The 25,269-nt window shown below is 61.5% G+C and carries 20 protein-coding genes; 11 read left to right on the forward strand and 9 right to left on the reverse strand.

Annotated features, from left to right (window positions below):
* Positions 1–69 precede the first annotated feature (69 nt).
* Positions 70–276, forward strand: a complete 207-nt coding sequence (locus BQ8482_RS14085) for a hypothetical protein (RefSeq protein WP_027151394.1) — start codon at positions 70–72, stop codon at positions 274–276.
* A 21-nt stretch (positions 277–297) separates the two neighbouring features.
* On the opposite strand, the gene BQ8482_RS14090 is transcribed toward BQ8482_RS14085, so the two are convergent.
* From BQ8482_RS14090 to BQ8482_RS14105, 4 genes are all read right to left on the reverse strand, one after another.
* Positions 298–888 (reverse strand): DUF1772 domain-containing protein, encoded by a 591-nt coding sequence (locus BQ8482_RS14090; protein WP_244602801.1) that lies wholly within the window; start codon positions 886–888, stop codon positions 298–300.
* 525 nt (positions 889–1,413) lie between these two features.
* A complete protein-coding gene (locus tag BQ8482_RS14095) occupies positions 1,414–2,982 on the reverse strand; it encodes a SpoVR family protein (protein WP_123148193.1) in 1,569 nt (522 codons plus the stop codon).
* Between the two features lie 11 nt (positions 2,983–2,993).
* Complete coding sequence (locus tag BQ8482_RS14100) at positions 2,994–4,301, reverse strand: YeaH/YhbH family protein (protein WP_123148194.1); 1,308 nt, start codon at positions 4,299–4,301, stop codon at positions 2,994–2,996.
* A 19-nt stretch (positions 4,302–4,320) separates the two neighbouring features.
* Positions 4,321–6,270 carry a PrkA family serine protein kinase gene (locus BQ8482_RS14105; protein ID WP_123148505.1) on the reverse strand — a complete coding sequence of 650 codons (1,950 nt, stop codon included), beginning with the start codon at positions 6,268–6,270 and terminating at the stop codon, positions 4,321–4,323.
* Between the two features lie 387 nt (positions 6,271–6,657).
* On the opposite strand from BQ8482_RS14105, the gene BQ8482_RS14110 reads away from it, so the two are divergent.
* Entirely contained in the window at positions 6,658–6,837 is a 180-nt protein-coding gene (locus BQ8482_RS14110; protein ID WP_123148195.1) for a hypothetical protein, read from the forward strand.
* Between the two features lie 37 nt (positions 6,838–6,874).
* Here the strand turns inward: BQ8482_RS14110 and BQ8482_RS14115 are convergent, their stop codons facing one another.
* The gene (locus BQ8482_RS14115; protein WP_123148506.1) at positions 6,875–7,312 is read right to left on the reverse strand and encodes a DUF2267 domain-containing protein; all 438 of its coding nucleotides are present in this window, start codon (positions 7,310–7,312) and stop codon (positions 6,875–6,877) included.
* A 210-nt stretch (positions 7,313–7,522) separates the two neighbouring features.
* Here BQ8482_RS14115 and coxB point away from each other — a divergent pair, with 210 nt between their 5' ends.
* The 6 genes from coxB (at position 7,523) to BQ8482_RS14145 (ending at position 14,487) form a co-directional block, all read left to right on the forward strand.
* Positions 7,523–8,500 (forward strand): cytochrome c oxidase subunit II, encoded by a 978-nt coding sequence (gene coxB / locus BQ8482_RS14120; RefSeq protein WP_123148196.1) that lies wholly within the window; start codon positions 7,523–7,525, stop codon positions 8,498–8,500.
* Positions 8,497–11,013, forward strand: a complete 2,517-nt coding sequence (ctaD, locus tag BQ8482_RS14125; protein WP_123148197.1) for a cytochrome c oxidase subunit I — start codon at positions 8,497–8,499, stop codon at positions 11,011–11,013. Before coxB ends, ctaD begins: the two co-directional genes overlap by 4 nt.
* Positions 11,014–11,020: 7 nt before the next feature.
* Positions 11,021–11,401, forward strand: coding sequence for a hypothetical protein (locus tag BQ8482_RS14130; RefSeq protein ID WP_123148198.1), 381 nt, complete (start codon positions 11,021–11,023; stop codon positions 11,399–11,401).
* Positions 11,398–12,021, forward strand: a complete 624-nt coding sequence (locus BQ8482_RS14135) for a cytochrome c oxidase assembly protein (RefSeq protein WP_165848566.1) — start codon at positions 11,398–11,400, stop codon at positions 12,019–12,021. The genes BQ8482_RS14130 and BQ8482_RS14135 overlap by 4 nt, the downstream gene beginning before the upstream one ends.
* Positions 12,021–13,106, forward strand: coding sequence for a c-type cytochrome (locus BQ8482_RS14140; RefSeq protein WP_123148200.1), 1,086 nt, complete (start codon positions 12,021–12,023; stop codon positions 13,104–13,106). Before BQ8482_RS14135 ends, BQ8482_RS14140 begins: the two co-directional genes overlap by 1 nt.
* Before the next feature lie 106 nt (positions 13,107–13,212).
* Positions 13,213–14,487, forward strand: coding sequence for a PQQ-dependent sugar dehydrogenase (locus BQ8482_RS14145; RefSeq protein WP_244602828.1), 1,275 nt, complete (start codon positions 13,213–13,215; stop codon positions 14,485–14,487).
* Between the two features lie 95 nt (positions 14,488–14,582).
* Here the strand turns inward: BQ8482_RS14145 and BQ8482_RS14150 are convergent, their stop codons facing one another.
* The 3 genes from BQ8482_RS14150 to BQ8482_RS14160 all read right to left on the reverse strand — a co-directional run bounded on the left by BQ8482_RS14150 (position 14,583) and on the right by BQ8482_RS14160 (position 18,852).
* Positions 14,583–15,713: a GNAT family N-acetyltransferase gene (locus BQ8482_RS14150; RefSeq protein ID WP_123148202.1), complete on the reverse strand. Its 1,131-nt coding sequence runs from the start codon at positions 15,711–15,713 to the stop codon at positions 14,583–14,585.
* Positions 15,710–16,705, reverse strand: coding sequence for a sterol desaturase family protein (locus BQ8482_RS14155; protein ID WP_123148203.1), 996 nt, complete (start codon positions 16,703–16,705; stop codon positions 15,710–15,712). Before BQ8482_RS14155 ends, BQ8482_RS14150 begins: the two co-directional genes overlap by 4 nt.
* Before the next feature lie 245 nt (positions 16,706–16,950).
* Positions 16,951–18,852 (reverse strand): heparinase II/III family protein, encoded by a 1,902-nt coding sequence (locus BQ8482_RS14160; RefSeq protein WP_123148507.1) that lies wholly within the window; start codon positions 18,850–18,852, stop codon positions 16,951–16,953.
* Positions 18,853–18,978: 126 nt separating this feature from the next.
* Here BQ8482_RS14160 and BQ8482_RS14165 point away from each other — a divergent pair, with 126 nt between their 5' ends.
* Both BQ8482_RS14165 and asnB read left to right on the forward strand, forming a co-directional pair.
* On the forward strand, positions 18,979–20,211 hold the full coding sequence (locus BQ8482_RS14165; RefSeq protein ID WP_244602802.1) for a glycoside hydrolase family 5 protein: 1,233 nt from the start codon (positions 18,979–18,981) through the stop codon (positions 20,209–20,211).
* Positions 20,212–20,532: 321 nt separating this feature from the next.
* A complete protein-coding gene (asnB, locus tag BQ8482_RS14170) occupies positions 20,533–22,422 on the forward strand; it encodes an asparagine synthase (glutamine-hydrolyzing) (RefSeq protein WP_123148204.1) in 1,890 nt (629 codons plus the stop codon).
* A 75-nt stretch (positions 22,423–22,497) separates the two neighbouring features.
* On the opposite strand, the gene BQ8482_RS14175 is transcribed toward asnB, so the two are convergent.
* Positions 22,498–23,616, reverse strand: a complete 1,119-nt coding sequence (locus tag BQ8482_RS14175; RefSeq protein WP_123148205.1) for a glycosyltransferase family 4 protein — start codon at positions 23,614–23,616, stop codon at positions 22,498–22,500.
* 153 nt (positions 23,617–23,769) lie between these two features.
* Between BQ8482_RS14175 and BQ8482_RS14180 the strand changes: the two genes are divergently transcribed.
* Entirely contained in the window at positions 23,770–25,209 is a 1,440-nt protein-coding gene (locus tag BQ8482_RS14180) for a lipopolysaccharide biosynthesis protein (RefSeq protein WP_123148206.1), read from the forward strand.
* Positions 25,210–25,269: the final 60 nt, after the last annotated feature.

A 25,269-nucleotide genomic window follows, 5' to 3' on the forward strand; every position in this document is an offset into this window, starting at 1 on the left:
GAGTTTCGGCGGAACATTCATCGCGCCCTGCTGTTTCTAGAACAGGACCCTTTTCGAAGGAGTTGTGCCATGAGCGGAACCAAACATCCAAAGTGGAAAAAGCCGAGCGATGCCGATCTGAGGAACAATCCCGGTATCGGGACCTCGAAGGGCACGATCAAGGAAGGCGACGAACTCGTACTCGAAGGCGAAAACACCATCGAGGGCGACGTCGAGAACGACACGAACGCCCTTGGCGGGATCAATCCAAGGCAAAAGATGCGGACGAACAAGTAGCGTCGCTGCGCATCCCGCGCGCTATTCACTCCCAGCAAAAAATGTCGCGGCGACAGTTATTGAGATCAGGCTCAGCATCGCCAGGCCTGCCCTGGCGACGTGCGAGGCTTCCCAAACATCGCGCAAGTCTTTCCAGTCGCCGCTTTGCTTCCGACGGAGCATTGAAAAAAACGTCGCGGCTGGTTTCGACACAACGACATCCTCCAGCCAGAAATTGTTGACGGGATGCGTTACCAGCCAATAGGTCGCATGCTCCGCCACCAAGAAGACAAGGGCCGCCAAGGTCCACCAGAATCGAGCGCCTGGATAAGGCGTGAGGTAAAGCAGGATGGCGAGTGCAATGATGCCGCCGATCTCGGCAAACCCGCCGATCGTGAAGCCGGGATAGTAGATCGCCTGCACAGATTTGTAGGTCGCCTCCTTGAGGCGCAACTTGCCGGGCAACTCCAACGCGTGCGCGAGCGAGAGCGCCATTGTGATTGCGACCAGAAGAAGGGTGACAATCATGAACGCGCGCATGCTGTTGCTCCCTGAACCGTCCTGGTAATACGCGGCGTAGATAGCGTGCTCGCCGACACGGTAAAGGCGACGAAGGTGGAGCCGCCGCTCCATTTTTCAACACCGCTGGCATTGAGCCCCACCGCAACGGCAGGGAACCATCGTTCGGCGCGATGGTTGTCACCCTGGATGATCCTCCTCCGAGGAAATCCCGCTGCGAACGACCCACGTCCACGCCGGGGTCGACAGCAAAAACGAGCTACTCATGGGCGCCGGTGCTGTTGAATTGGAAACACATTGGCGCCGAGGAGATGTGAAGCAAGCTTCGGGGAGTGTCCATGACCGATCCTGATCCTGATCCGAATAATCCTGTGCCGATGCCGGATAATCCCAATCCCGAGCCTGCCCGGCCGCCTGCTCCGCCGGAAACTCCGCCGGGTGAGCCTCCGGGCGTTCCTCCGCCTTCGCCTGATCCCGTTCCCAGCCCGGAAAGGCAGCCCGTCGAAATTCCGCCCGAGACACCATCCGAGATTCCCACGGAACCGACCTTCCCGGGTCCAACGGCTTGATCACGAAACTGCGCGGATTTTGCAGCGATTGGCGGCAGAACGACGCCGTCGCCGGCCATCCCGGTTTTGGTCATTCGCCGATTTGGCTGGTCGAACGTTCGTTGAGCGTCCCGCCCGTTTGTGCATCGATCGCCGCCAGGCTGACCTCATAGCCCCACAGGCGACGGATATGGCGCAGTGTGGCGTCGCGACTGGCCTCCTCCAGCACGATGCCGTCCTTCACCTTGTGCTCCAGTCGCAACTGTCGGTCGCCGAGCAGATCGACATCCACCACCTGGATATCCGGCCGGCTCGCGCCGATGTCGTAGCTTTGGGCGAGCCCGGCGCGTATTTTTTCGTAGCCACGCTCATTGTGTATCGACGCAACTTCGTAATGCGGTTCGCTGGCGGCATCGGCGAGGATAAAGAACCGCCACTTCCGCATCAGAGCGGGGCTCAGATACTGGCGGATGAAAGATTCGTCGCGATGGTTCGCCCATGCGTAGAGCAGGGTTTCGCGCCAATTGCCGTTGCCGGCGATATCGGGGAACCAGTCACGATCCTCGGCGGTCGGCTCAGTCGATATGCGCTGGATGTCCTGCATCATGTCGAGGCCCAGGGCATAGGGATTGATGCCGGAAAAACGCGGGTCGTCGAAGCCCGGCTGAAAGATCACGTTCGAATGGTTGCGCAGGATTTCCAGCATCGCGCCTTCGGTGATCAGACCGCGATCGAACAGCATGTTCATGAGTGTGTAGTGCACAAACGTGGCGCAACCTTCGTTCATCACCTGCGTCTGCCGCTGCGGATAGAAGTATTGCGCGACGACGCGGACGATCCTGATGATTTCACGTTGCCAAGGCTCCAGGGCCAGGCTGTTTTTTTCCAGGAAGTAGAGCAGGTTTTCCTCGGGCAGGTTGAGCGTTTTCTTCCGCTCCGCCATGCCGAGGTCCGTTTCGCTGGCCTTGGTCCCGTCCTTCGATCGCGGGAGTGTGCGCCACAGGTCATTGTAGGAACGCTCTTCGTACTCCAGGCGCTCGCGAACGCCTTCACGCTGCCGCTCCGACGACAGCTTCGGCGGCCGATGGTATCTGAACACGCCCTGTTCCATCAGCGCGTGGGCCGAGTCGAGGATCGCCTCCACCGCGGCCACACCGTGCCGCTCCTCGCAACGGGCAATGTAACCCTTGGCGAAATCGAGATAGCTCAGGATCGCGCTGGCGTCCGTCCACTGCCGGAACAGATGATTGTTCTTGAAGAAATGATTATGGCCAAGCGCTGCATGAGCTGTCACCAGGGCCTGCAGGGCCATGGTGTTTTCCTCCATCAGGTAGACGATGCAAGGATTGGAATTGATGACCAGTTCATAGGCGAGCCCCCGCCCGCCTTTGCGATAGAGCAATTCCTGGTAGAGGAAATGCTTGCCGAAAGACCAGTGGCGATACATCAGCGGCATGCCGACCGAGGAATAGGCGTCGAGCATCTGCTGGGACGAGATGATCTCCATCTGCACCGGATAGACGTCGAGGTGAAGCTCTTCGATCGCGATCGCCTCGATTGCTTCGTAGGCGCGCGACAGTGTCTTGAAATCCCAGTCGGACCCTGAAAAGAGCAAACCGGATTTGCTGGTTTGGCTGGATTTGCTGGCCTGGTTCGCCATCAGTTCCCCCCTCAAGCACTTTTCTGGAAGGCCGGCTGCCTGGCAAAGAGCTGGCGAAAGACCGGATAGATGTCGGCTGCGTTGGCGATACGGCTCATCTGGAAATTCGGCCATCTCTGGTTGACAGCGCTGTAGGCGCGCCAGAGCGAGGTTCCATTGTCGGTGCTGCCGAAAATATGGCTCTCGCGTTCGTCAATGATCTCGACATAGGCGAAATACTGGCACAGGCGCATGATCTGGCCGTCCATGAGACCGATGCAGCGCTCGGAATCGGTTACGAAATTGTCGCCGTCCGATGCCTGGGCGGCATAGATGTTCCACTCGTTGGAGGGATAGCGTTGCGCGATGATGCGATGCATCTCCTCGAGTGCCGTGGAAACGACCGTACCGCCGCTTTGGGTATTGTAGAAGAAGGTCTCCTCGTCCACCTCCTGCGCCTCGTGCGTATGGCGGATGAAGACGATTTCGGTGCGGTCGTAGCGCCGTTTCAGGAAGAGGTGCAACAGCACGAAGAAGCGCTTGGCCAGATCCTTCTCGCGTTCGCCCATCGAGCCGGATACGTCCATGAGACAGAACATGACCGCATTGGCATTCGGCACAGGCTGGGCGTCGAAACGGTTGAAGCGGATGTCGACGGGGTCGACATAGGCGATCCGCTTGCGGCGGCGCTCAAGTCGCTCAAGCTCTTCCCGCAACGCTGTAATGCGCTGGTGTGCCGCCGCGCTCTGGGGCTCTGCCTCCAGGATTTCGAGTTCCTTCTCAATCGCATCAAGTTCCTCGCGCCTAGGACGCCTGAGCGCAATCCGGCGACCATGGCTGTGTCGCATCGTGCGCCCGACATTGATATTGGTCGGGGAACCGGTCGCGGCGAATCCGGCCCGGCGCGGCTTAAAGGCAAGTATCTCCTTGAGGTTGAGCTTGACCATGTCGGGAAGTTCGAGATCCTCGAAAAAGAGGTCGAGCACCTCTTCGCGCGAGAGCACGAAACGAAAATCGTCTTCCGAGACCGTTTTCCCCGGAGACGAGCCGCCGCCGCCCTGGCCGGGCTTGGGAACCCGGTCGCCTGGAGCGAAATGCTTGTTGCCCGGCAGGATGTGCTGCCGCCTGCCGCTGTCCTTCGCATCGCTGAAGCTCGGCTCGGCTGTGCCCCTCGCCGGCATGGAGACGGCGTGCTCGCTGTCGACATCGGCGATCTTGCCGATACGGATCCGATCCCGGATGCTTCGCTTCAGCTCTTCGCGCGCACGCTTCAGGAAGCGCTGGCGGTTGCCGAGGCTCTTGTCCTTCGGGTTCAGTCGGCGATCGACAAAGATCGGCATGGAACCATCCCGGCCGGACTCAGCCCGCCTTGTTCACCCGCATGTACCAGTCCACCAGCCGGCGGACCTGACGTTCGGTGTAACCGCGTCCGACCATCCGATGCACGAACTCGGTATGCCGCTTCTCCGTTACGCTGTCCTGCTTGGAGCCGAAGCTGATCACCGGGAGCAGATCCTCGACTTGGCCGAACATCCGCTTCTCGATGACTTCGCGCAGCTTTTCATAGCTTGTCCATGACGGGTTGCGGCCATGGTTCCTCGCCCGGGCGCGCAACGTGAACTTCACGACCTCGTTGCGGAAGTCCTTGGGATTGGCAATGCCGGCCGGCTTTTCGACTTGCGACAGTTCGTTGTCCAGCACCCCGCGGTTGAGGATCTGGCCTGTATCGGGGTCTTTGTAGTCCTGATCCTCGATCCAGGCATCGGCGTAGGCGATGTAGCGGTCGAACAGGTTCTGGCCGTATTCGCTGTAGGATTCCAGATAGGCCTTCTGAATCTCATGGCCGATGAACTCGGCATAACGCGTCGCCAGTTCCGACTTTATGAAGTCGAGATAGGCGGCTTCCGTTTCCTTCGGGAACTGCTCGCGCTTGATAGCCTCCTCCAGAATGTACATCAGATGCACAGGATCGGCGGCCACTTCCTTGGTGTCGTAGTTGAATGTCTGCGACAGGATCTTGAAAGCGAAGCGTGTGCTGACGCCGGTCATGCCCTCGTCGACTCCGGCGGCATCGCGGTATTCCTGAACCGACTTCGCCTTGGGATCTATGTCCTTGAGGTTCTCGCCGTCATAAACGCGCATCTTCGTGTAAAGCGGCGAATTGTCGTGCTCGGCCAGACGGGTCGAGACGGTGAACCGGCTGAGAATGTCCAGCACCTCCGGTGCACAGGGACTGGAAGCCAACTCGCTTTCGCGCAGCAGCTTTTCGTAGATCTGCCTTTCTTCGGTGACCTGCAGGCAGTACGGCACCTTGACCACCAGGATACGGTCGAGGAACGCCTCGTTGTTCTTGTTGTTCTTGAACTGCAGCCATTCCGACTCGTTGGAATGGGCTACGACGATGCCCTGATAAGGGAAAGATCCGAAGTTTTCCGTACCGTTGTAGCTGCCTTCCTGGGTAGCGGTCAGCAACGGATGGAGGACCTTGATCGGCGCCTTGAACATCTCGACAAACTCAAGCAACCCTTGCGTGGTCCGGTTCAGGCCGCCGCTGTAGGAATAGGCGTCCGGATCGGATTGGCTGAAATGCTCGAGCTGTCTTATATCGACCTTGCCGACCAGGGCCGAAACGTCCTGGTTGTTCTCATCGCCCGGCTCGGTCTTGGCGATGCCGATCTGGCGCAGCCGCGAAGGCATCAGCTTCACGACGCTGAACTTGGAGATGTCGCCGGACAGTTCATCGAGGCGCTTGGCCGCCCACGGCGAGATCAGGCCGTTCAGCCGGCGCCGCGCGATGCCGTATTTGTCCTCCAAAAGGTCGCCCATGCGGTCAGGATTGAAAAGCCCGAGCGGCGATTCGAAAACCGGGCTGATCTGGCCGCCCACCTTCAGCGTATAGATCGGACGCTGCTCCATCAGCTTCTTCAGCCGTTCGGCGAGCGAGGACTTACCGCCGCCGACAGGGCCAAGCAGGTAGAGGATCTGCTTGCGTTCCTCGAGCCCTTGAGAGGCATAGCGGAAATAGCCGGCTATGCGCTCGATCGTGTCCTCCATGCCATAAAACTCGGAAAAGGTGGGATAAATCTTGATTGTCCTGTTGGCGAAAATGCGGCCGAGCCGCTCATCCATGCTGGTGTCGACCAGGGTGGGCTCGCCGATCGCCTCGACCATCCGTTCGGGCGCCGAGGCATACATCGATTTATCCTCGCGGCAGGCAAGGAGATATTGCTGGATGCTTATCTCCTCCTGCGCCACATTCGTGTAAATCTCCGAAAACAGATCGAAGACGTCGGACTGGTTCTCGCGCATGGTATCCTCGCCCCGGCCGGTCTGGTTGCTGTCGCCCTTCATTCAACTATCGGAAAGCCTTTGTGGTTCCCTATCATCACGTAGTGCGTCTGCGACCGGATGTTAGGGGTCGAGACAGATATAGTGAACGCCTGAAAGCCAGCCAGCGAATGGCTCGCACAATGGAACGTTTCCGAGGGATGTCCATTCTTCCATCAGCGCGTGCCGAGTGCAACAGCCCGCTGTGAACAAGCTGTTTTTCTGGAGGAAAACCATGCCGCCTGCGCTCAGCAGTTGAATTGGCGGCGCACGGGTGATTCGGTGAAGAGAGCTACACTGCGGTGCCCAACCCTGCACCAGGAGCAACGGTTTCGCTCCTTCTCGGTAACGAGGGAAAGGAGATGTTCCATGTTCGAGAACAGTATGTGGTTGATCGTCGTTGCTGGCGGCCCGCTGCTGCTGGCAATCCTGATCGCCTACGCACTCCTCACGTGGCGCCATCGGGGGCCTGCAGAGCGCAGAGAAAGCGATCGGGCCACTGAGCGACTGTATCGCGAGGGGAAAGACCGGCCGGGCGGAGGCAGCTGAGAACCGTATCGGCAGCCGGACTTTTGTCTTGCTGCTGCTAGACTCCAACACTTTCGGGCCAAAGCGCCCGGATCTGCTTCGGCAACGCGTCCCGCACCTTGGCCGACTGGCCGAGGTCGACATGCCTGGCGAGTACCTTGAACACGGATCTCGTCGCATCCTCGGGATTCACGGGTCGAGTGGATTTCATCTCCTCGGCCACCCGCTGCAGGAATTCCTCCAATGAACGGCTGGTGGCCGGCAGATCACGCGGCCTATACCGATCATAGTAGGCTCCGCGCACGAGAAGCGGCAGTTCCGCTCCCAAATTGGCAGCCAGTTCGATCTGCAGCCAATCCCGCCAGGTGCGTAAAACGGCTCCCAGCATATGCCAGGCAACGCGCCTATCGGGCCCGTGGTCGGCCATGATCTCGTACAGCCAGATGTTTGTCGTCTGCAGGGTTTTGTCAAAAACTTCCAGGCCGGTTGCGCTCATCGTCGCCTCCTTTGGCATGGGCGATCCCAACACCCGCCCCCAACATTCCCCCCAACACTCGCTATGACGGGCAAACGGGGATCGAGCGCAATTGTTTCGTCACGCGTTGAAAAATTGCCCAAAGAGCAGCGGCGAATGCAGCTTGGTTCGAAAGCTCAGTTGCCCGGAACCTTCCGCCCCTCTCGCCGGTTTACGGCGGAGGGGTTGGAAATGGGTCAATATTTCAGCCTGTCCGCCGCGTCATTATTGCTCGCGAGCGGCTATGCCGGCGCCCGGTCGGTACTTGAGCCCGCGGGAGCGGAAGCGCAGCAGATAGCCATATTGTTCTGGGTAATGCTAAGCGGCGGCGCCGTCATCTGGCTGGGCGTGGTCGGCCTGCTTCTTCATTCAGCCCTATTCAATCGCCGCAGGCTGGCCGAAAAGTCTGCCAGCAGCATCATCCTTTGGGGCGGCGTGGTCTTCCCGTCGGTCACGCTTTGTGCCCTGCTCGCCTATGCACTGTGGCTGATGCCTGGCCTTCGGCCCTTCGCGCAGGCGAGCTCCGCCGCCCTGCGGATTGAAGTCACCGGCAGGCAGTTCTGGTGGGAAGTTGTCTACCGCCCATCTCAGCGTCCGCCGATCGCTTCCGCCAACGAGATCAGGCTGCCGGTCGGCGAGCGGGTCGAATTGACCCTGAAAAGTGCCGATGTGATCCATTCCTTCTGGATCCCACCGCTCGGCGGCAAGATGGACATGATCCCCGGCCGCACCAACAGGCTTTCGCTGATGGCCACGAAACCCGGTATCTTCCGCGGGCCCTGTACGGAATATTGCGGCACGTCTCACGCGCTGATGGCGTTCTCGGCCGTGGCGATGGAGCCCGAAGCATTCCGGTCCTGGCTCGCCGCCCAGGCAATTCCCGCGGAAGGGGCCGGCGCGAGCGGCGGCGCGCTGTTCCTGCGCCATGGCTGCGGGTCCTGCCATTTCGTCGCGGGCACCGATGCGCGCGGCCTGATCGGCCCGGATCTTTCGCATCTCGGTTCCCGCGTTGCCGTCGGAGCCGGCATCCTGCCCAACACCGAAGACGCAGTCGCCCGCTTCATCGCCCGGCCCGACCTGATCAAGCCCGGCTCCAGGATGCCGGCCTTCGACATGTTGCCGCCGGATGACATTCGCGCCATCGCCACCTGGCTGAGAGGTCTGCAATGAGCGCTGCGATCAAGGAGCGTTCGCGGGAGGAACACAAGGCGCAGGAAGAGCGGCTGCGCGCCGTCTGGGCCAATCCGGCCGGCTGGCGCTACTGGACCTCGGTGAACAATTTCCAGATCGGCCTCTGGTACGGCTCGGCTGCCTTCGCCTTCATGCTGTTCGCCGGCGCGCTCGCACTGCTGATGCGGCTGCAGCTCGCCGTGCCCGACAACGACTTCCTGTCGGCCGACTTCTTCAACCAGGCGTTCACCCTGCATGGCACGGTGATGATGTTCCTGTTCGCGGTGCCGATCTTCGAGGCGGTCGCGATCTTCCTGCTGCCGCCGATGCTGGGCGCGCGCGAGATGCCGTTCCCGCGCCTCGGGGCGTTCAGTTTTTGGAGCTTTCTCCTCGGCGGTATCTTCGTCTGCGGCTCAATCTTCTTCAATGCGGCGCCGTCGGCAGGCTGGTTCATGTATCCGCCGCTCGCCACCGACAAGCAGTTCTCCGGCATCGGCGCCGATATCTGGCTGCTCGGCCTTTCCTTCATCGAAGTCGCCTCGATCGCGGCCGCCGTCGAGCTCATCGTCGGCATCATGAAATGCCGCGCGCCGGGCATGCGCATCAACCTGATGCCGCTCTTCGCCTGGTACCTGCTGATCGTTGCCGGAATGATCCTGTTCGCCTTCCCGCCGCTGATCGCCGGCGACCTCCTGTTCGAGATGGAACGGATGTTCGATTGGCCGTTCTTCGACGCAGCGCGCGGCGGCGACCCGCTGCTGTGGCAGCATCTGTTCTGGATATTCGGCCATCCGGAAGTCTACATCATCTTCCTGCCGGCGATCGCGCTGATGGCGATGATCGTGCCGACTTTTTCCCAGCGTCCGATCGTCGGTTATTCCTGGATCGTGCTCGCGGCAGTGGGGACGGGGTTCCTCTCCTTCGGCCTGTGGGTGCACCATATGTTTGCCACAGGCCTGCCGCAGATCTCGCTGGCCTTCTTCTCGGCGGCCTCGGAGACGGTGGCGATCCCGACGGGTGTGCAGATCTTCGTCTTCATCGCCACCATGCTGGCCGGCCGGGTGATCTTCTCGACACCGATGCTGTTCGGCACTGGAGGATTGGCCATCTTCGTCATCGGTGGCCTGACGGGCGTCATGGTGGCGCTCGCACCCTTCGACTGGCAGGCGCACGACACGTATTTTGTCGTCGCGCACCTCCATTATGTGCTGATCGGAGGCATGCTTTTTCCGGTCGTGGCGGGGCTCTATTACTACTATCCGCTGATCGACGCGAAGAAGCTCTCCGACCGTCTCGGGCGGCTCGCCTTCTGGCTAATGTTCTGCGGCTTCAACATCGCCTTCTTCCCGATGCATCTGAGCGGGCTGCGCGGCATGCCCCGGCGCGTCTTCACCTATCCGGCCGAAATCGGCTTGGACTGGCTGAACCTGATCTCGACGGCCGGAGCCTTCATCTTCGCCGCCGGCGTGCTGGTGGTCGTCTTCGACGTGCTCAGGCCGAAGCACAGGGAGCCGCGCGGCGAATTCAACCCATGGAACGCCGGCACGCTGGAATGGATCTCCGAGCCGGAGGAGAACTGGGGCGTCCGCTCGATACCCATCGTGCGCAGCCGCTATCCCCTCTGGGACCAGAAGGACCTTGCGCGCAAGGTCAATGGCGGCCGCTATTACCTGCCCGACGCGGAAGAGGGATGGCGCGAAGGCCTGGTCACCTCCGTGCTCGACGCCGAGCCCATCCAGGTGCTGCGCGTCGGCGGCACGTCCCATGTCACCATCGTCTCGGCCCTCTCGCTCGGGGCCGCCTTCATCGCGCTTACCTTCCACTGGTGGATCGCGACGGCGCTGGCGGCAATCACCTGCTTTTGCGCCGTCATCTACTGGCTCTGGACGGGCACCGGAGAAATCCCAGAGAAGCCGGAAAAGGATGTCGGTCTGGGGCTCAGCCTGCCGCTTTATGCCTCCGGCCCCGATTCGGTCGGCTGGTGGGCGATGTTCATCACCATGGTGGGCGACGGCACGGCCTTCGCCAGCCTCGTTTTCGGCTATTTCTTCTACTGGACGATCCATATCGACTTCACCGCGGGGATTGCCGGGCCTGACGCAGCCTGGTCGCTGGCGGCTGCCATCCTGTTCGCTGCAGCGTGGGGATTGATGGTGGCGGCCCGCATGTTCAACAGGCGCGGCGCCACGGCCGCTATGCGCGGCTTGCTGGTGCTGTCCCTGCTGACGACCGTTGCCGCGTCCGCCGCAGGCTTGGCCGCGCCGTGGTCTCCCGGCATGGACCCGACGCGCCACGTCTATCCCGCAATTGTGTGGATCCTCGTGATCTGGGTGCTCGCCCATGCGGCGCTCGGCACGGTCATGCAGGCCTACTGCCTAGCACGCTCGCTGGCCGGCCGACTTACGCCGAAGCATGACATGGATCTATGCAATGTGGTGCTCTACTGGCATTTCCTGCTAATTACCGCCGTCATCACCTTTGCCACTATTGGCCTCTTTCCGGCAGCGATGTGAGGCGGCGATGCGGCTCATTCCGAGAGAGATCGAAACGCTCTGGACGCTGTTTACCGCGCCCGTGGTGTGGGTTGCGCATTTCCTCGTTTGCTACATAGGCGCGGCGATCTATTGCGCTAAGCCCGAGCTTGTCGGGCTGAGTTTCAGCGCTGTGCGCGCGGGCATCGCCGCCGCCACTGTGATCGCCCTTTCACTCATCGCGCTGTCCGCATGGCTCGCTTGGCGGCAATGGGGCTTCGGCACCGACGATCCGCCGCATGACGATCCGACGAAGCGGGACCGGGCCCTGTTCCAGGGTTTTGCGACGCTGCTGCTCTCGGGTCTCAGCTTCATCGCCGTGATCTTCACCGCGATGCCCGCGTTGTTCCTGACGGAGTGTATCCGGTGAGACGCGCATGCCTCATCCTCGGTCTCTTTGTCCTTGCCCTGGTCTGGCTCGGACCGCTGCTCGACGCCTGGCAGGATTCGTTTTCGGCGCACATGCTGGCGCATATGGGAGTGGTGGCGATCGCTGCGCCGCTGATGGCGATTGGGATCCCGCTCGGCCCGACACCAGATGCAAGCCGGGCGTTCACCCTCGCCCTTCCCGCCTCCCTCGTCGAACTCATCGTCGTCTGGTCCTGGCACGCGCCGGCCTTGCGGACGCTGGCGGAAAGCTCGCTGTTTGCGACCGCCATCGAGCAGGCCACGTTCCTCGCCGCCGGGCTGTTCTTGTGGCTGGCCTGCCTGCCGCGCCGCGACTCGGATACCGCAGGCAATGCCGCCGGCGCTTTCGCCCTGCTTCTCACGTCCATCCATATGACGTTGCTCGGCGCGCTGCTGGCGCTGACCCCGAGGCCGCTTTATGGGACGGGCGAGGTAAGCTGCTTCGGCGTCGCCCTTTCCGCCCAGCAGGATCAGGAGCTTGGCGGCGTAATCATGCTTCTGCTCGGCGCCGCGGTCTACCTGACCGGCGGCGTGACGCTTTTCGCGCGCATGCTCGCCACCCCGCCGCGGAAGGCGGTCTGATGCATATCAGCTGGAAGAAGCTCGCCATCGCGCTTGCCATTCTGCCCTTTGTCGTGGTGCTGGCGGCCTGGATCGGCTTTTTCAATGTCGGTGCCTCAAGCGGCCATTGGAAGATCACGGAATGGTTTCTCCATTTCGCCATGCGATCGGCTGTGCGCACCTATGCCCTGGCGGTCGATGTTCCGGAAGCTTTGCCGCGCCATGCGGTCCAGCCGGCCGCCGGGCATTTCGCGCGCGGCTGCGCCATCTGTCACGGTGCGCCGGGCGAACCGCGATCTCCTGTCGTCATGAGGATGCTGCCGCAGCCGCCTGACCTTGCCGGGACCGTCGGCGAATGGTCCGACGCGGAGCTTTTCCGCATCGTCAAGCACGGCGTGCGCTTTACCGGCATGCCGGCTTGGCCGACGCAGGAACGCGACGACGAGGTCTGGGCGATGGTCGCCTTCCTACGCGAACTGCCGTCGATGGACGAGGCCACCTATCGTGACCTCGCCTATGGAGAAAGGCTTGCGCCTCCTGCAGGCGCTGCCGGAGCCCTAAGGCAGGCGCTCGCGGATTGCGCCCGCTGCCACGGTGCGGACGGGCTCGGGCGTGCTCCCGCGATACCCGTTCTCGCCGGGCAGAGCGAGGCCTATCTCCTTGAAAGCCTGCGTGCCTATGCCGAGGGAGGCCGGGCAAGCGGGTTGATGAGCCTGCCCGCAACTGAGGCAAAGCCTCAGTTCTGGCCGGACCTGGCCAAGCATTTCGCCGCCCTGCCGACGATGCACCCCGGCGTCGGGGGCGATCCCGCACTTGTGCGGCGCGGCAGGGAAGTCGCCGAGAAAGGGGTGAAGGACGCCGGCGTGCCTGCCTGTCTCGGCTGTCACCGGAGACACGACCGCAGCCCGCTCTATCCCTCCATTGCCGGCCAGCCGGAGCGCTATATCGAGGCGCAGCTTGGGCTGTTCAGGGCGGGAAAGCGTGGCGGAACGCGCTTCGGCCATCTCATGGCCAATGCCGCGAAGGGCCTGACAGACGACGACGTCCGTGCGCTTGCGGCCTACTTCTCCCTATCGGCCGCTCCGTCCGCAACCGGAACGCGATAAGCGCGTTTGCGTTCATTCGACCTTCCGAGGTCTGGTGAAAAACTTGCTTACCGCCCTTCTCGTGCTGATCATTCTTCTTGTCGTCGCCGGCGGGGCCGTCTTCTTCCTGTCCCGCGAAGAGGCGACAGTTCCGATCGCGGAGACCTATGGCCCCAACCCGACCCTGCCGGAGCCCAATCCGACCTGGCTGCCGACCGTCCATGTCGCCAAGGCCAGGCCGTGGCCGCAGGGCACGAAGCCGACGGCGGCCCAGGGATTTGCGGTCAACGAGTTTGCCGGCGGGCTCGACCATCCGCGCTGGCTGTACGTGCTGCCAAACGGCGACGTGCTGGTGGCCGAGAGCAATGCGCCGCCCAAGCCGGACGAGGGCTTCAGCATACGCCGCTTCTTCGTAGATTTCTTCCAGAGTCAGGCCGGCGCGGGAACGCATAGCGCCAATCGCATTTCGCTGCTGCGCGATCAGGATGGCGACGGGGTGGCTGAAACCAAAACCGCCTTTCTCACAGGGCTGTTCTCGCCATTCGGCATGACCCTGCTCAACGGCAAGCTCTATGTCGCCAACGCCAATGCAATTGTGGCCTTTCCCTACCAGGAGGGCGCGACCGAGGTCACCGCACCGGCGGAGAAGATCGTCGACCTGCCTGCGGGAAGGAACCACCACTGGACCAAGGACGTGACCGCCTCGCAGGACGGGACAAAGCTCTATGCGACGGTCGGATCCAATTCCAATGTCGGCGAGAACGGCTTGGAGGAAGAGGAGAACCGCGCCGCCGTGCTGGAAATCGATCTCGCCTCGAAAGAGACGCGTCTCTTCGCCACCGGGCTGCGCAATCCGAACGGCCTGTCCTGGAATCCGGAAAGCGGCGAGCTGTGGGTCGCCGTCAATGAGCGTGACGAGATCGGCAGCGATCTCGTGCCGGACTACATGACTTCGGTGCGGGATGGCGGCTTCTACGGCTGGCCCTACAGCTATTTTGGCCAGCATGTCGACGATCGCGTCGAGCCGCAGCGGCCCGACCTCGTCGCCGAGGCGATCAAGCCGGACTATGCGCTCGGGGCGCACACGGCTTCATTGGGCCTGACCTTCAACACGGGCGACCTGTTCGGTCCTCAATACAGGAATGGCGCCTTCGTCGGGCAGCATGGCTCGTGGAACCGCAAGCCGCACAGCGGCTACAAGGTGATTTTCGTACCGTTTACCGGCGGCAGGCCCTCCGGTCCGCCTCAAGACATCCTCACCGGCTTCCTCAGCGAGGACAACAAGGCTTTTGGCCGTCCTGTGGGGGTGGCGATAGACCGGAGCGGCGCCCTGCTGGTGGCGGATGACGTCGGCAACAAGGTCTGGCGGGTTGTTCCATCTCAGACACAATCGACACTTTGAGCGGTTGGTGCTGCCGGCGACCCGATGAGGAAGCGATAGGACACCGCTTGCCATTGCCTGTCGGACACGGTGTTCCGGCGCCGATCAAGCCGAAATCAAGATGTCGGCACCGGTCCGCGCCCGCGTACGTGCCGGACCCTCTGACGCATACGATCGGCAAGAGAAGCGATCGAGCCTTGCGCCGTACGCGCCCCAAGAACGGACTGCAGGACAACACCCTGCGTTGCGAATTTGTGCTTGAACGACTCTGCGCCGCACAGGAAATCGACCGTGCCCAGGCCGTGATCGATCGACCACTGTATGTAGTCCATCATCAGGATCATGCCGGGCGACGCCTGGCTGAAATCCGGATCGAAAGTGGTCACGAACGCCATCATGGTGTGGTGCTGGACGAAGTTGATGGAGACCGCGACCATCGCGCCATCGCATTCAAGTACGAAAATGCGCAGCACGCCGGCGCGCGCCAGCGCGTCGACGAGTGCCGCGAGCACTGGCGCTCCCTCTTCAAAAAGTTGGGATTCACGCTTGCGCTCCACCAGCCATCTGCGCTTCAGGGCAGAGAGCCGGTCCAGTACCGGCTGCAATGGCTCGTCTGGCGCAAGCAGGCGAAATTTTATTTTCCCCGCTTCTTCCAACGTCTTGACGCCGCGCCGATAGTTCTGCCGCGTCTTTTTCGATTGCTCCGCGAACCACGCGGCTCCGCTCTCCCACTGTCCGGCCACGCGATAACTGACTTCCTCTCTGTGATTGGGGCGAAGCCTGATCCCGCCGGAGGTATCCGGAGTGAAAATTTTGCGGACCGCCGCACCCGGCAAGAGATGATTGAGAAAGGCAATATCGAAGCCACCGGCGTCACAGATCTGGGCCCATACGTCCTGCAGGGCCGATAACGAGCATTCCGGAGCAACGAGGATATCCCCGTAATCAGTATAGCTGCTGGCCGCCCATTCGAGAAACCGCAGGCCTTTGCGCTTGCCGATCGTCAGGGGAACGACGGCAACCAGCCTGTCACCGTTCCAGACCAGGCCGATCCGCAGCGCGCGCTGGTCACGGTCCGCTACGGTACTCCACCATGCCGAAATCCAGGCATGACTCTGAAAGATCAGCCCATCGGTGCGATGCCAAAGATGCATCCAATCGGATTCGATCGCAGCCAGGCGATCCGCCGAACGGACAACTTCCAGGCGCTCTGCGCTCGAAGCGTCAATCGAAACAATGGTGTTCATGAAGGGGAACGATCCTGTGGCTGAGCGATGACATCGGGACGCCTCGGGAACAGTCGGACGACATGCCCTCCCATCTTCTTGAGCGGCAGGATGTAAAGCCCAAAGAGCGACTGATAGTCGCGTACATCGCGATCTATCAGGCCAAATTTGAGGTCTTCATCCGGATCCGGGACAAACTGCGTCCCGAAGAGGCGATCCCAGAACGAAAACAGCAGGCCAAAATTTTTGTCGTAGTGGCGAGGGTCGATGCTGTGGTGCACCTGGTGCCAGTGCGGACACAAGATGATGCTGTTCAGCGGGCCGAAGGAAATCTTGAAATGGGTATGGCGAACAAAGTCCATCATCAGGATGTTACGGATGACATAGACGTTGATGCCGAAGATAGCGATCTCTACTGGATCGAGCGCGATCAGGCTCCAGATGCCGAAGCAGATCCCCGGGATGACGCCATCCCAGATACGGTTCATCAGGTCGTCCAGCGGATGAACCCGATCCTTGGTGATTCCCACCATCACCTCGGCCGAATGATGCACTTTGTGCAATTCCCACAGGAACGGGAAGTGGTGCTGGGCGACATGGTAGAGATAGTACGAAATATCGTAGGCGATCAGCATGGTTGCGGTGAAGATGACGATCGTCACCGGTCCGGCCGGGCCGTCGATGAGCGGCGCCTGGATATCAAAGAGCCAGCCGATTGCCTGGTGTGTCCCATAGCCCACGGCGGCAACGAAGGTGACGCCGGCAGGGATGAGCAGGAAAGGCATTATCGCCCGTTTGGTGACCCAAAATAGAACATCCGCTCGCGCCGACGGGTGCAGGATGACTTCCGCCGGAAAAGCGAAATCGAAAAAGTCCCTGAGGGATTTATGCTCGACGGTTCGCCAGTAAGCGATGACCGCGCTGCCCAGTGCTGTGAAAAAAAGCAGGCCGAGCGTCAGCAGATTGACGTTCGCAAGCTTTTCCACAATCAATCTGGCGAATTCAGAAAACATCTGTGCAGTGGCTCCTGGGCCGTGAGATGGCGATCCGGCGAATTGCGAAGCAAAAAACTTGCCAAATCCACTGCATGTTGCCCGCAACCAGGTGGCTATTGCGGCTGCAACGAGCAAAGCACGCCGGATTTGTGCCAGAACTAGCCGATCAACCGTAACAAAACGCTAAATGCCCGAGCGTAATTAATCTCGAATACGGCCGGAACACCGGATAGGCCGCTCTGCAGCGGCGCCGGGCGCTGTCTTTACGACGGGGGGATTGCCGCGAGGTGGATCTTAATTCCGTCCTCGCCCACTTCGCCGTGCCAGGCGATGCGTTCGGCTGGCTGCCTGGCGCCAAAACGCGGTGAAACCCAGCCGCCTTGCCCCGGTGCGTCGCCGCCGGCGCGGATCTCGACCGCAGCGTCCGGAAAGCGAATCGCCATCAGCGGCTCATCGCCGCGCAGCACCATGATCGTGCTTCCGTCCCGGTTGGTGCCGAGGCCGGCTGCGAGTTGAAAGACGACCTCGACCACGCGCCTGCCGCCGAGCAGTTGGTCGGTCACGACGATCCCGTCGGCCTGGTGCATCACGGTGCGCTGATGCACAACGCCGAAGCGGCTTCTATACCCGTCATGCTGGGCGCGCAGCTTCCAGTGCGTTCCCGGCTCGCTCTCCACCAATGCCGCAACCGCCTTGTGCGACCAGTTGAACTCCCCGGCAATGATGCTTTGGCTTTTGCCCTCGATATTCAGCGTGTTATGCGCCGGTGTTGAGCGGAACCAGTCGCGCCAGACGCCCCCCGAACCATAGAGCCAGGTGCCGGGGTCGACCAGCACCGGCTCGCCATCGACGCACAAGGTGAGCGACAGCGCGTCGGCATGGCCGTGAGCCGCTATCGAGAGATAGCCGAGCGGGCCGTGGTCGAATGTCAGATCGATGCTGCGGCCGTTCATCTCACCGCGCCAGACGGAGAGCCCGCCTTGCGTGAACGTTTGCAGCCCATGCGACGCCGGTGCCGGTTCCGACGGCGTGCCAAAGAAAAGCGCACGAAAATCGTCTGGCGCCGCCGTGTTGCCCGGCGTCCGAAGAAAGCCATGGATGGCGGCGGCGACGGATCGGACATAGTCCGGGTCATCCCCGAGCGTCAGCACGCGACCTTCATCGTTGTCGCCAAAGCCGGCGGCTGGTGGGAGCCAGGCGACGAAATTGGCAAATGCGGCCAGACGCGCTTCGACGGGCGAGGGAAACGGCGTTCCGGCCTGGCGTGCCGCAGCGGCGCACAGCAAGATGAGTTCGGCGGTGAAGGCCGCATATGTCGGGGTCTGCTCGGCACCGGCGCCATCGGCGAGAATCTGCTTGCGCGCCTCAGCCAGGAGGGCGCCGCGTGCAGCGTCGGGTGCGGTCCCCAACGCCAGGCCGACCAAATACTCGCCAGCCAGTTCTGCGACGAGATGGTTGTTGGCGGAGGAAAATCGAGAAGGGAACCGTGGCAGCCAATAGGCGCTTGCCGCCAGTATTTCACCCACTTGCTGCCGTGTCGCCGCGCCCAGTCGGTCGCCGACGAGGTCCATGGTGACAATCAGGCTGATGGCTCGCAGCGCTACTTCGATGCCGGAGGCCCAGCCAACCCCTCGAAACGGCGGATTGGCTGAATGCCAGCTGCCGATCGCCGCCTCTATGGCCATCCGGGACCGGTCGTCGCCGGCGAGAAGCAGGTGGGCGGCCAGTGGCGGCAGCTGCTGCAGCCGGTTGATCTCCCAAACGTATTTTACATCGCCGCGGCCGCAGCCATGGCGAAAATCGATATCGAAAGTATGGGTCTCGGGGCCCGGCCAAAGCCTGCCGGTCACCGGATCAAGGCGCCAAAGCTCGAGAGGAAACAGCCGATCGCTGTCGCGCCGTGGCCATGTCCGCCCAAGTGCGGAAAACTGGCCCGCAAGCGTGTTTTGCACCGCCGCCGCTATGGCTTGCCGTTGTGCCGGTGTCGCAGCCAGCGCAGCATCGCGCAATCCATGCAGCACCGGGTGCAACTGGGGCGAAGCAAAGCGCTCCCAGCCATCGTCGCGGCGGCGCGAAGCGATCCTTCGACGCTGCTCGCCCAGCCGGTGCAACACCTCAGCCGGCTCCATGCTGCGCAACCGGTTGATGTACCAGCCGATTCTCATACGCGCTCCGCCAAGGTTTCGATTCTTATATACCATGCTGTCGAAAAGCCGCGCGACGGCAATCCTCCTTTTCCGATCCTGCGGTTAATATCTCCGACCATGATACGGAGAGTGATGATGAGAAGGATGGCGTGTGTTGCAGCGTGGGTGCTCGGCATGGCGATAGCCGCCAACGCTGCGCCGATCCCGCTCCAGCGCGGCGTCGGCGTGCATGAATGGCTGAACTGGTCGTCGGTAGACGACGATGGATCCTACCGTTGGCCGCCCTATCGCAGCGAGAAAGAGTGGCGCGCTGGACATAGGCCGCTCACCGATTGGCCCGGCGGCGACGCGTTTGCGCGCATTCGATCGATGGGCTTCGACTTCGTCCGGCTGAGCGTCGACCCCGGCCCTCTGCTTGCCAGCGAGGGCGCCAAACGGCAGCAGGCGTTGGACATACTTGCCGCCGCGGTCGAGCGGGTCACGTCGGCCGGGCTCAAGGTGGTTTTCGACCTGCACGGCGTCACCCAGATTAAGGCCTATAGCATGGAGATGATCTATGACGGTGCCGACAGCGAGGGCGTTGCCGGCTATCGCGAAATGGTTGTGGCGGTCGCCACCATGCTGGTCAAGATTGGCACCGACAAGGTAGCCCTCGAGCCTTACAACGAGCCGGCATACTACCCTTGTGATTCGAGCGGGAGCGATGACTGGCAGCGGATAATGGCAGACACGGTCCGCGATATTCGCGCAGTCAGCAGCGAACTCACCATCGTCGCAACAGGCGCCTGTGGCGGCAGCATTGCCGGACTGGTCAATCTCACCCCGGGGTTTGACGATCCGAACCTCTACTACAGCTTCCACATGTATGAGCCGCACAGTTTCACGCACCAGCGGCCCGCCGGGACAGGCGCCTTCGCCTCGGGCCTGCCCTGGCCGGCCGACAGCAGTACGCCCGAAAAGGTGACCGAAACCCTTAAGGCGCAGATGGACGCGGCCGGCTTGAGCCCGGTCGAGCAGCTGATGAACATGGTCGCGACGCGTGAAGCAATCGCCCGATATTTCGAGCACAATTGGGGCCTGAGCCAACTCGAAGCGAGCTTCCGTCAGGCGGTCGACTGGGCCGAGGCGCATGGCATTCCAAGCCGGCGGCTCTTCATGGGCGAATTCGGCGCCATCCTCATGTCGGCGGACGGCCGAATGGGCGCGTTCGACGCTGACCGTCTGCGTTATCTCACGGCGGTGCGCCAGCAGGCGGAACGCTTCGCGATACCATGGTCTGTCTGGGAATTCTCGAATCCCTATGGAATGACCGTCATCCGGCCCGAAGGGCCTGCGGTCCCGGACCAGGAGATGTTGCGGGCACTGGGCCTGCCATAGTTGCCATACCCTCTGCGGGTAGGCAGCCGGGCGGCAACGCCACCTGTCCCCGCCACATTGGATCGAGATCGGCTTGCCTTTGTTAAATAGCCGTCTAGCCAGCATTCTTGCTGGCTATCAATCAAGCAACGGAGCTACGGTCTGCGGCCGCAACCGTCGGTGGCACTTCAATAAGGCCGGCAGAGTCTGATTGAACCGATCAACCTCTGCCTTGAATCACCTTGGCGGCTTTTTCCTCGCGATCCGGTTTCGTCGGCAACCAAGTGTTTAATACATTCGTCGTAAATAGCGGCGCCAATACGCGCGCCCAGGGAAGAGATAATGTGTGGAATTGCCGGCTGGATCGGGCCGAGGGTCGAGAATCCACAAGATCGGGCCGCCGGAATGTCCAACGCATTGCGGCATCGTGGTCCCGATGCCGAAGGCACCGAGTTCTTGGACTTGAACACCGGCGAGAACCAATTGGCATTGGTGCATCGCCGCCTGGCGATTATTGACTTGAACGCCGATTCAAATCAGCCGATGCATATCGACGACGGCCGTCTCAGAATTATTTTCAACGGCGAAATATACAACTATATCGAGTTGCGCCAGGAACTGATCGGCCTCGGTCATCGTTTTCGAACGCGCTCCGATACCGAAGTGCTGCTCAGAGCTTATGATCAGTGGCACTTGTCCATGTTTGACCGATTGAGCGGCATGTTCGCTTTTGGGCTCTGGGATGCTCAGAGGCACGAATTGATCCTCGGCCGGGATCCCTTCGGCAAAAAGCCCCTTTACCTCATGCAAAGCGAAAAATTGCTGTCCTTCGCCTCGGAGATCAATGCGTTGCTGTCATCGCAGCCAAATGCGCAGCAGCTCGATCTGGACGCCGTGCACGAGTATCTGCGCTGGCGTTACGTGCCTGGACCACGCACGCTTTTTAAACAGATCCGCAAACTCAACCCCGGAAGCTATGCTGTTTGGTCGCAAGGGACAGTGACGGAAACGCGCTATTATACGCCTCCAGATCAAACGGATCTGACCGAAGAGATCGACGACGAAACCGCCAAGCGACGATTCCTGGAACTGCTCGACCATTCCGTCGAGATCAGAATGCGCAGCGATGCGCCCTTTGGCGCCTTTCTCTCCGGAGGCCTCGACTCGTCAGCAATCGTCGCCCTGATGACCAAGCACAGCGACAAGCCCATTCGTACATTTTCGGTCGGTTTCAGCGAACCGGCTTATAGCGAACTCCCATTCGCCCGACGCGTCGCCGATCATTTCAAGACTGATCATTGCGAACTGGTCATTGAAGCGGACGACCTGATTGACCACCTGCCCAAGTTGATTCGCCATCTAGGGGCGCCCGTTTCACAAAGTTCGGATATTCCAATTTACCTGATGTCGGAGCGAGCCTCGCAGGACGTCAAGATGGTGCTCACAGGGGAAGGGGCAGATGAGATCCTCGGCGGGTATCCCAAACATCGCGCAGAGTCGCTGGCTGGAATCTACCGGTCGCTCGTTCCAGCCTTGCTCCACGACAACCTCCTCGCCCCTTTGATACGCGCCATGCCTGGCGCATCGGCCAAGTTCGATACATTTGCCCGAAGCGCGGGCGAAAGGGACTTTGCCACCCGGATGATCTCCTGGTTTGGAGCCATGACGGCGCGGCAACACGGTCGCCTCACCGGTGCGCCGGCCAATTGCCGCAATCAGCGTAACAACCTCCCGTTCTCCTCAAGCGCGAAGGCATCCCATCTTCGCCGGGCGCTGTTTTTCGATCAGACGTCCTGGTTGCCCGACAATCTCCTGGAACGAGGCGACCGCATGATGATGGCCGGTTCAATCGAAGGAAGAATGCCGTTCCTCGATCGCGATCTGGTTGCGTTCGTCAGCAAATTGCCCGATCGCTACAAGGTGGGTTGGCGGAAGGGTAAGCTGATCTTGCGCAACAGCATGGCCAACATGCTTCCTGAGGAAATTCTCAACCGCCGCAAGATCGGGTTCAAGGTGCCCGTCGCCGAATGGTTCCGCGGGTCGATGAGGAACTACGTGCACGACCATCTTTGCTCCTCTCATTCCGTCATTCGCAGCTATTTGAGCGCGAAATACCTTGATCAAATCGTCTCGGAGCACACCAAGGGCGCCGCAGACCACGAAAAGCTGATATGGGCGCTGTTGAATTTGGAGATATTCCATCGCGAGTTCGAGCTTGGGGCGCCTCAGTGACGCCAATGGGATCGGTGTCGCGCTCGACCCGCAGCTGCGCGTCGCAATCTCAGCGTCCGAATTTACAGGACAGCGTCAGCGCTTGACCGATTGAGCCTTTAACGCGACCGACCTCCAGACGTCGCAGATCGCGCCGACAAATGGTGCGAGCTCAAGCCGTTCCCGATGCACGGCCATCGCGGCAGCACCAAGCCTGGCTCTCAATGCCGGATTCTCGACCAACCGTGTCAGCGCCTCGGTCAACGCCGCAACATCGCCGGGCGGCACCAGCAACCCGGATTGCTCGTTGGTGATGATGTCCTCCACGGCGCCGACAGGCGTCGTCACTATCGCGAGGCCTGCGGCCATGCCTTCGATGACCGAGACGGGCAGGTTTTCGGCAAAGGAAGGCAGCACCAGAATGTCCGCCGAAGCGATCAGCGATGCGACGTCGTCGGGCCCGACCCAGCCAGGAAGGGTAACGCGCTCGGCAAGGCCCAGTTCGGCCGTTCTCATCCGTGCCGCCTCGACATCGCCATCGCCGGCGATCGTGGCGCGCCAACCCTCGATGGGTTTCATGCGGTGCAGCGCATCGATCAATTGCGGCACGCCCTTGCGGTCGCCGATGCGGCCAAGGAACAGGATATGGACATGGTCGCCGCCACCGACATGCGCCAAGGAGGGAACCGCCGTGGCGTTGGGAACAATGACAATTTTGCCGGCCGCCCCAGGTGCCCGGCTGGCGACGAAGTCGCGCCAAAGCCCGCCCAAGACGATCACCCGACCGGCGCGCTCGAACAGAGCTTCGATGCGGCGGCTCATGAAACTATGATCGCCTTTCCAGAATGTCTCATACTGCGCCCCGTGCAGATGCAGGACATAGGGTATCGACAGCAGCCGTGCGCAGGCGGCGATCACCATCTTGCGATAGGTGCTGCCGGAGACTGATATATTGATGTGGATGACATCGGCGCGCTTGGCCAAACGCGCGGCGAGCATGCGCAAGCAAAAGTCCAACATATAGAAGATCGAAAACCCGACATGCCCAGGGCCGCGGCTGGCAAGGAAGCGCACATCGATGTCGGCGATCTCCTGCCGCTCGAACTCCTGCTTCAGCGCCCCCATGATGCGGTCGATGCCTCCCTGCCCCGAAACGCCCGAAGGCGTCGCGACAAGCACATGAACTTTTCGATTGTGAACCAGACGCTGCAACATGAGCCCATTTCGGAACGACACGGCAAAGGTTTCAAATAAGGTCTACGACGAATCCGTTAGTTCAAACTGAATCTGTTCACCCTTTGCCGTCATCGCGCTGGATTTTCCGCCGGTCGACGGTTACTCGAAGATGAATTTCCCGGGGACAACCCTTTGCTGCTCCGCTCCACGCTTATCTATGCCCCGGCGATCCTGCTGACGCGGATTTCCGCGCTGCTCCTGCTGGTCATCGTGACCCGGCTGATCGATCAGACCGAGTATGGCCTGCTGACCCTGGTGGTGACGGTCGGCGAAATGACCGACATTGCCGTCACCAACTGGCTGCGCATCGCTTTGCTCAGGCTTGGCGGCAAAGGCGACGTCAGCCGCGGCAGCCTGATGCTGGCCGGGCGGGTGTTGCTTGCCAGCACCGCACTGGCGCTGATTATATCCGTGGCCGCCTCCGCAGTGATCGTGCCGGAGCGCTGGGTCGAGTTCGCGATCGCCGTCTGCAGCTACCTGATCGCCGGCTCCATCGGCCGCTTCGCGCTGACGGTGCTGCAGATGCAGCAGCGTCATTCGGTCTATTCGATGCTCGAGTTCCTGCGCGCCGTGCTGCAACTCGCGCTGCCGATCGGCGCCATCGTCATGTTTCAAGACTCCTTTCTGACGGTATCGCTCGGCTCGAGCCTCGGCGTTTTAATCGCCGGTATCGTGGCGGGCCTAATGGCATCCCGACGCGTCGTTGCCGGTCCGCCACGTTTCACCCAAAAGGAGTTCTTCGTCCTCGGTGTGCCCCTGGTCATCATGGCGCTGGTAGGCTTCGGCCTGCACAGCGCCGAGCGCGTGTTCCTCAAGATCTATTACGATGCCGGCGCGGTGGCGATCTTCGCCGCAGCCTATGCACTGGCCCGCCAGCCCATCGATATGGTCGCCAACTCCATCAACATGGGCGCCTTTCCCGAGGTGGTCAGCCGGTTCGATGACGACGGGCCTGCGGCATCGGGCCGGCTGCTGTCGCAATTGATGGCCTTGATGATGCGCCTCTGCCTGCCGGTCGCAGCGATGCTGGTCGCACTCAGCAGCGACATCACGCAGCTCCTGCTGCCCGCCGAATATCACGGCCGTTTCGGCCTGCTCTTTCCGATCATCGCCTTCAGCGTGCTGTGTGCCAATCTGGCGAGCTTCGTCTATGGCACCGTGGTGCATGCGCACAAGCGTCCATGGCAGCTGATCATCGCCAATTCCTTCGGCTCGGTGGCGACAATCGCACTGTCCGTGCTGTTGATCCCTCCGATGGCGGAGGTCGGCGCTGCATTGGCGCTGGCGGGTGGATCGCTGGCAGGCCTTTTAGCCTGCATCATCATCAGCGAACGGCTCACGCCGGTGCCGGTGCCATGGCGCGACATCGGCGTTTCGGCCGTCATCTCGCTCAGCACGGGGCTGGCCGCCAGCCTCGCCAGCGCTCTGTTCGGCGATGTGCCGGCCATCTTCTCGCTCGTCGCCGGCGGCACCGCTGGCGCAGTGGTTTTCTTTGGGCTGACCTGGCTGTTCTACCCTGCCGCCGCGATACAACTCGTAGCCAAGCTGAGGGCGCGGCTACGGCTCGCATAGACCCGCGATGGCATTTTGAATTGCCGTGCCGTAGTCCTGGAAAGCGGTTCCGACTTCGGA

Origin of the sequence: Mesorhizobium delmotii, assembly GCF_900149755.1 — a bacterium.
GTDB lineage: Bacteria > Pseudomonadota > Alphaproteobacteria > Rhizobiales > Rhizobiaceae > Mesorhizobium > Mesorhizobium delmotii.

Coding starts and splice junctions, on each gene's coding strand:
- BQ8482_RS14155 (WP_123148203.1), bottom strand. CDS start 16,705: ATGTTTTCTGAATTCGCCAGATTGATTGTGGAAAAGCTTGCGAACGTC.
- BQ8482_RS14085 (WP_027151394.1), top strand. CDS start 70: ATGAGCGGAACCAAACATCCAAAGTGGAAAAAGCCGAGCGATGCCGAT.
- BQ8482_RS14150 (WP_123148202.1), bottom strand. CDS start 15,713: ATGAACACCATTGTTTCGATTGACGCTTCGAGCGCAGAGCGCCTGGAA.
- BQ8482_RS14165 (WP_244602802.1), top strand. CDS start 18,979: ATGGCGTGTGTTGCAGCGTGGGTGCTCGGCATGGCGATAGCCGCCAAC.
- BQ8482_RS14160 (WP_123148507.1), bottom strand. CDS start 18,852: ATGAGAATCGGCTGGTACATCAACCGGTTGCGCAGCATGGAGCCGGCT.
- BQ8482_RS14140 (WP_123148200.1), top strand. CDS start 12,021: ATGCATATCAGCTGGAAGAAGCTCGCCATCGCGCTTGCCATTCTGCCC.
- BQ8482_RS14100 (WP_123148194.1), bottom strand. CDS start 4,301: ATGCCGATCTTTGTCGATCGCCGACTGAACCCGAAGGACAAGAGCCTC.
- ctaD (WP_123148197.1), top strand. CDS start 8,497: ATGAGCGCTGCGATCAAGGAGCGTTCGCGGGAGGAACACAAGGCGCAG.
- coxB (WP_123148196.1), top strand. CDS start 7,523: ATGGGTCAATATTTCAGCCTGTCCGCCGCGTCATTATTGCTCGCGAGC.
- BQ8482_RS14105 (WP_123148505.1), bottom strand. CDS start 6,270: ATGCGCGAGAACCAGTCCGACGTCTTCGATCTGTTTTCGGAGATTTAC.
- BQ8482_RS14095 (WP_123148193.1), bottom strand. CDS start 2,982: ATGGCGAACCAGGCCAGCAAATCCAGCCAAACCAGCAAATCCGGTTTG.
- BQ8482_RS14130 (WP_123148198.1), top strand. CDS start 11,021: ATGCGGCTCATTCCGAGAGAGATCGAAACGCTCTGGACGCTGTTTACC.
- BQ8482_RS14110 (WP_123148195.1), top strand. CDS start 6,658: ATGTTCGAGAACAGTATGTGGTTGATCGTCGTTGCTGGCGGCCCGCTG.
- asnB (WP_123148204.1), top strand. CDS start 20,533: ATGTGTGGAATTGCCGGCTGGATCGGGCCGAGGGTCGAGAATCCACAA.
- BQ8482_RS14090 (WP_244602801.1), bottom strand. CDS start 888: ATGGAGCGGCGGCTCCACCTTCGTCGCCTTTACCGTGTCGGCGAGCAC.
- BQ8482_RS14115 (WP_123148506.1), bottom strand. CDS start 7,312: ATGAGCGCAACCGGCCTGGAAGTTTTTGACAAAACCCTGCAGACGACA.
- BQ8482_RS14175 (WP_123148205.1), bottom strand. CDS start 23,616: ATGTTGCAGCGTCTGGTTCACAATCGAAAAGTTCATGTGCTTGTCGCG.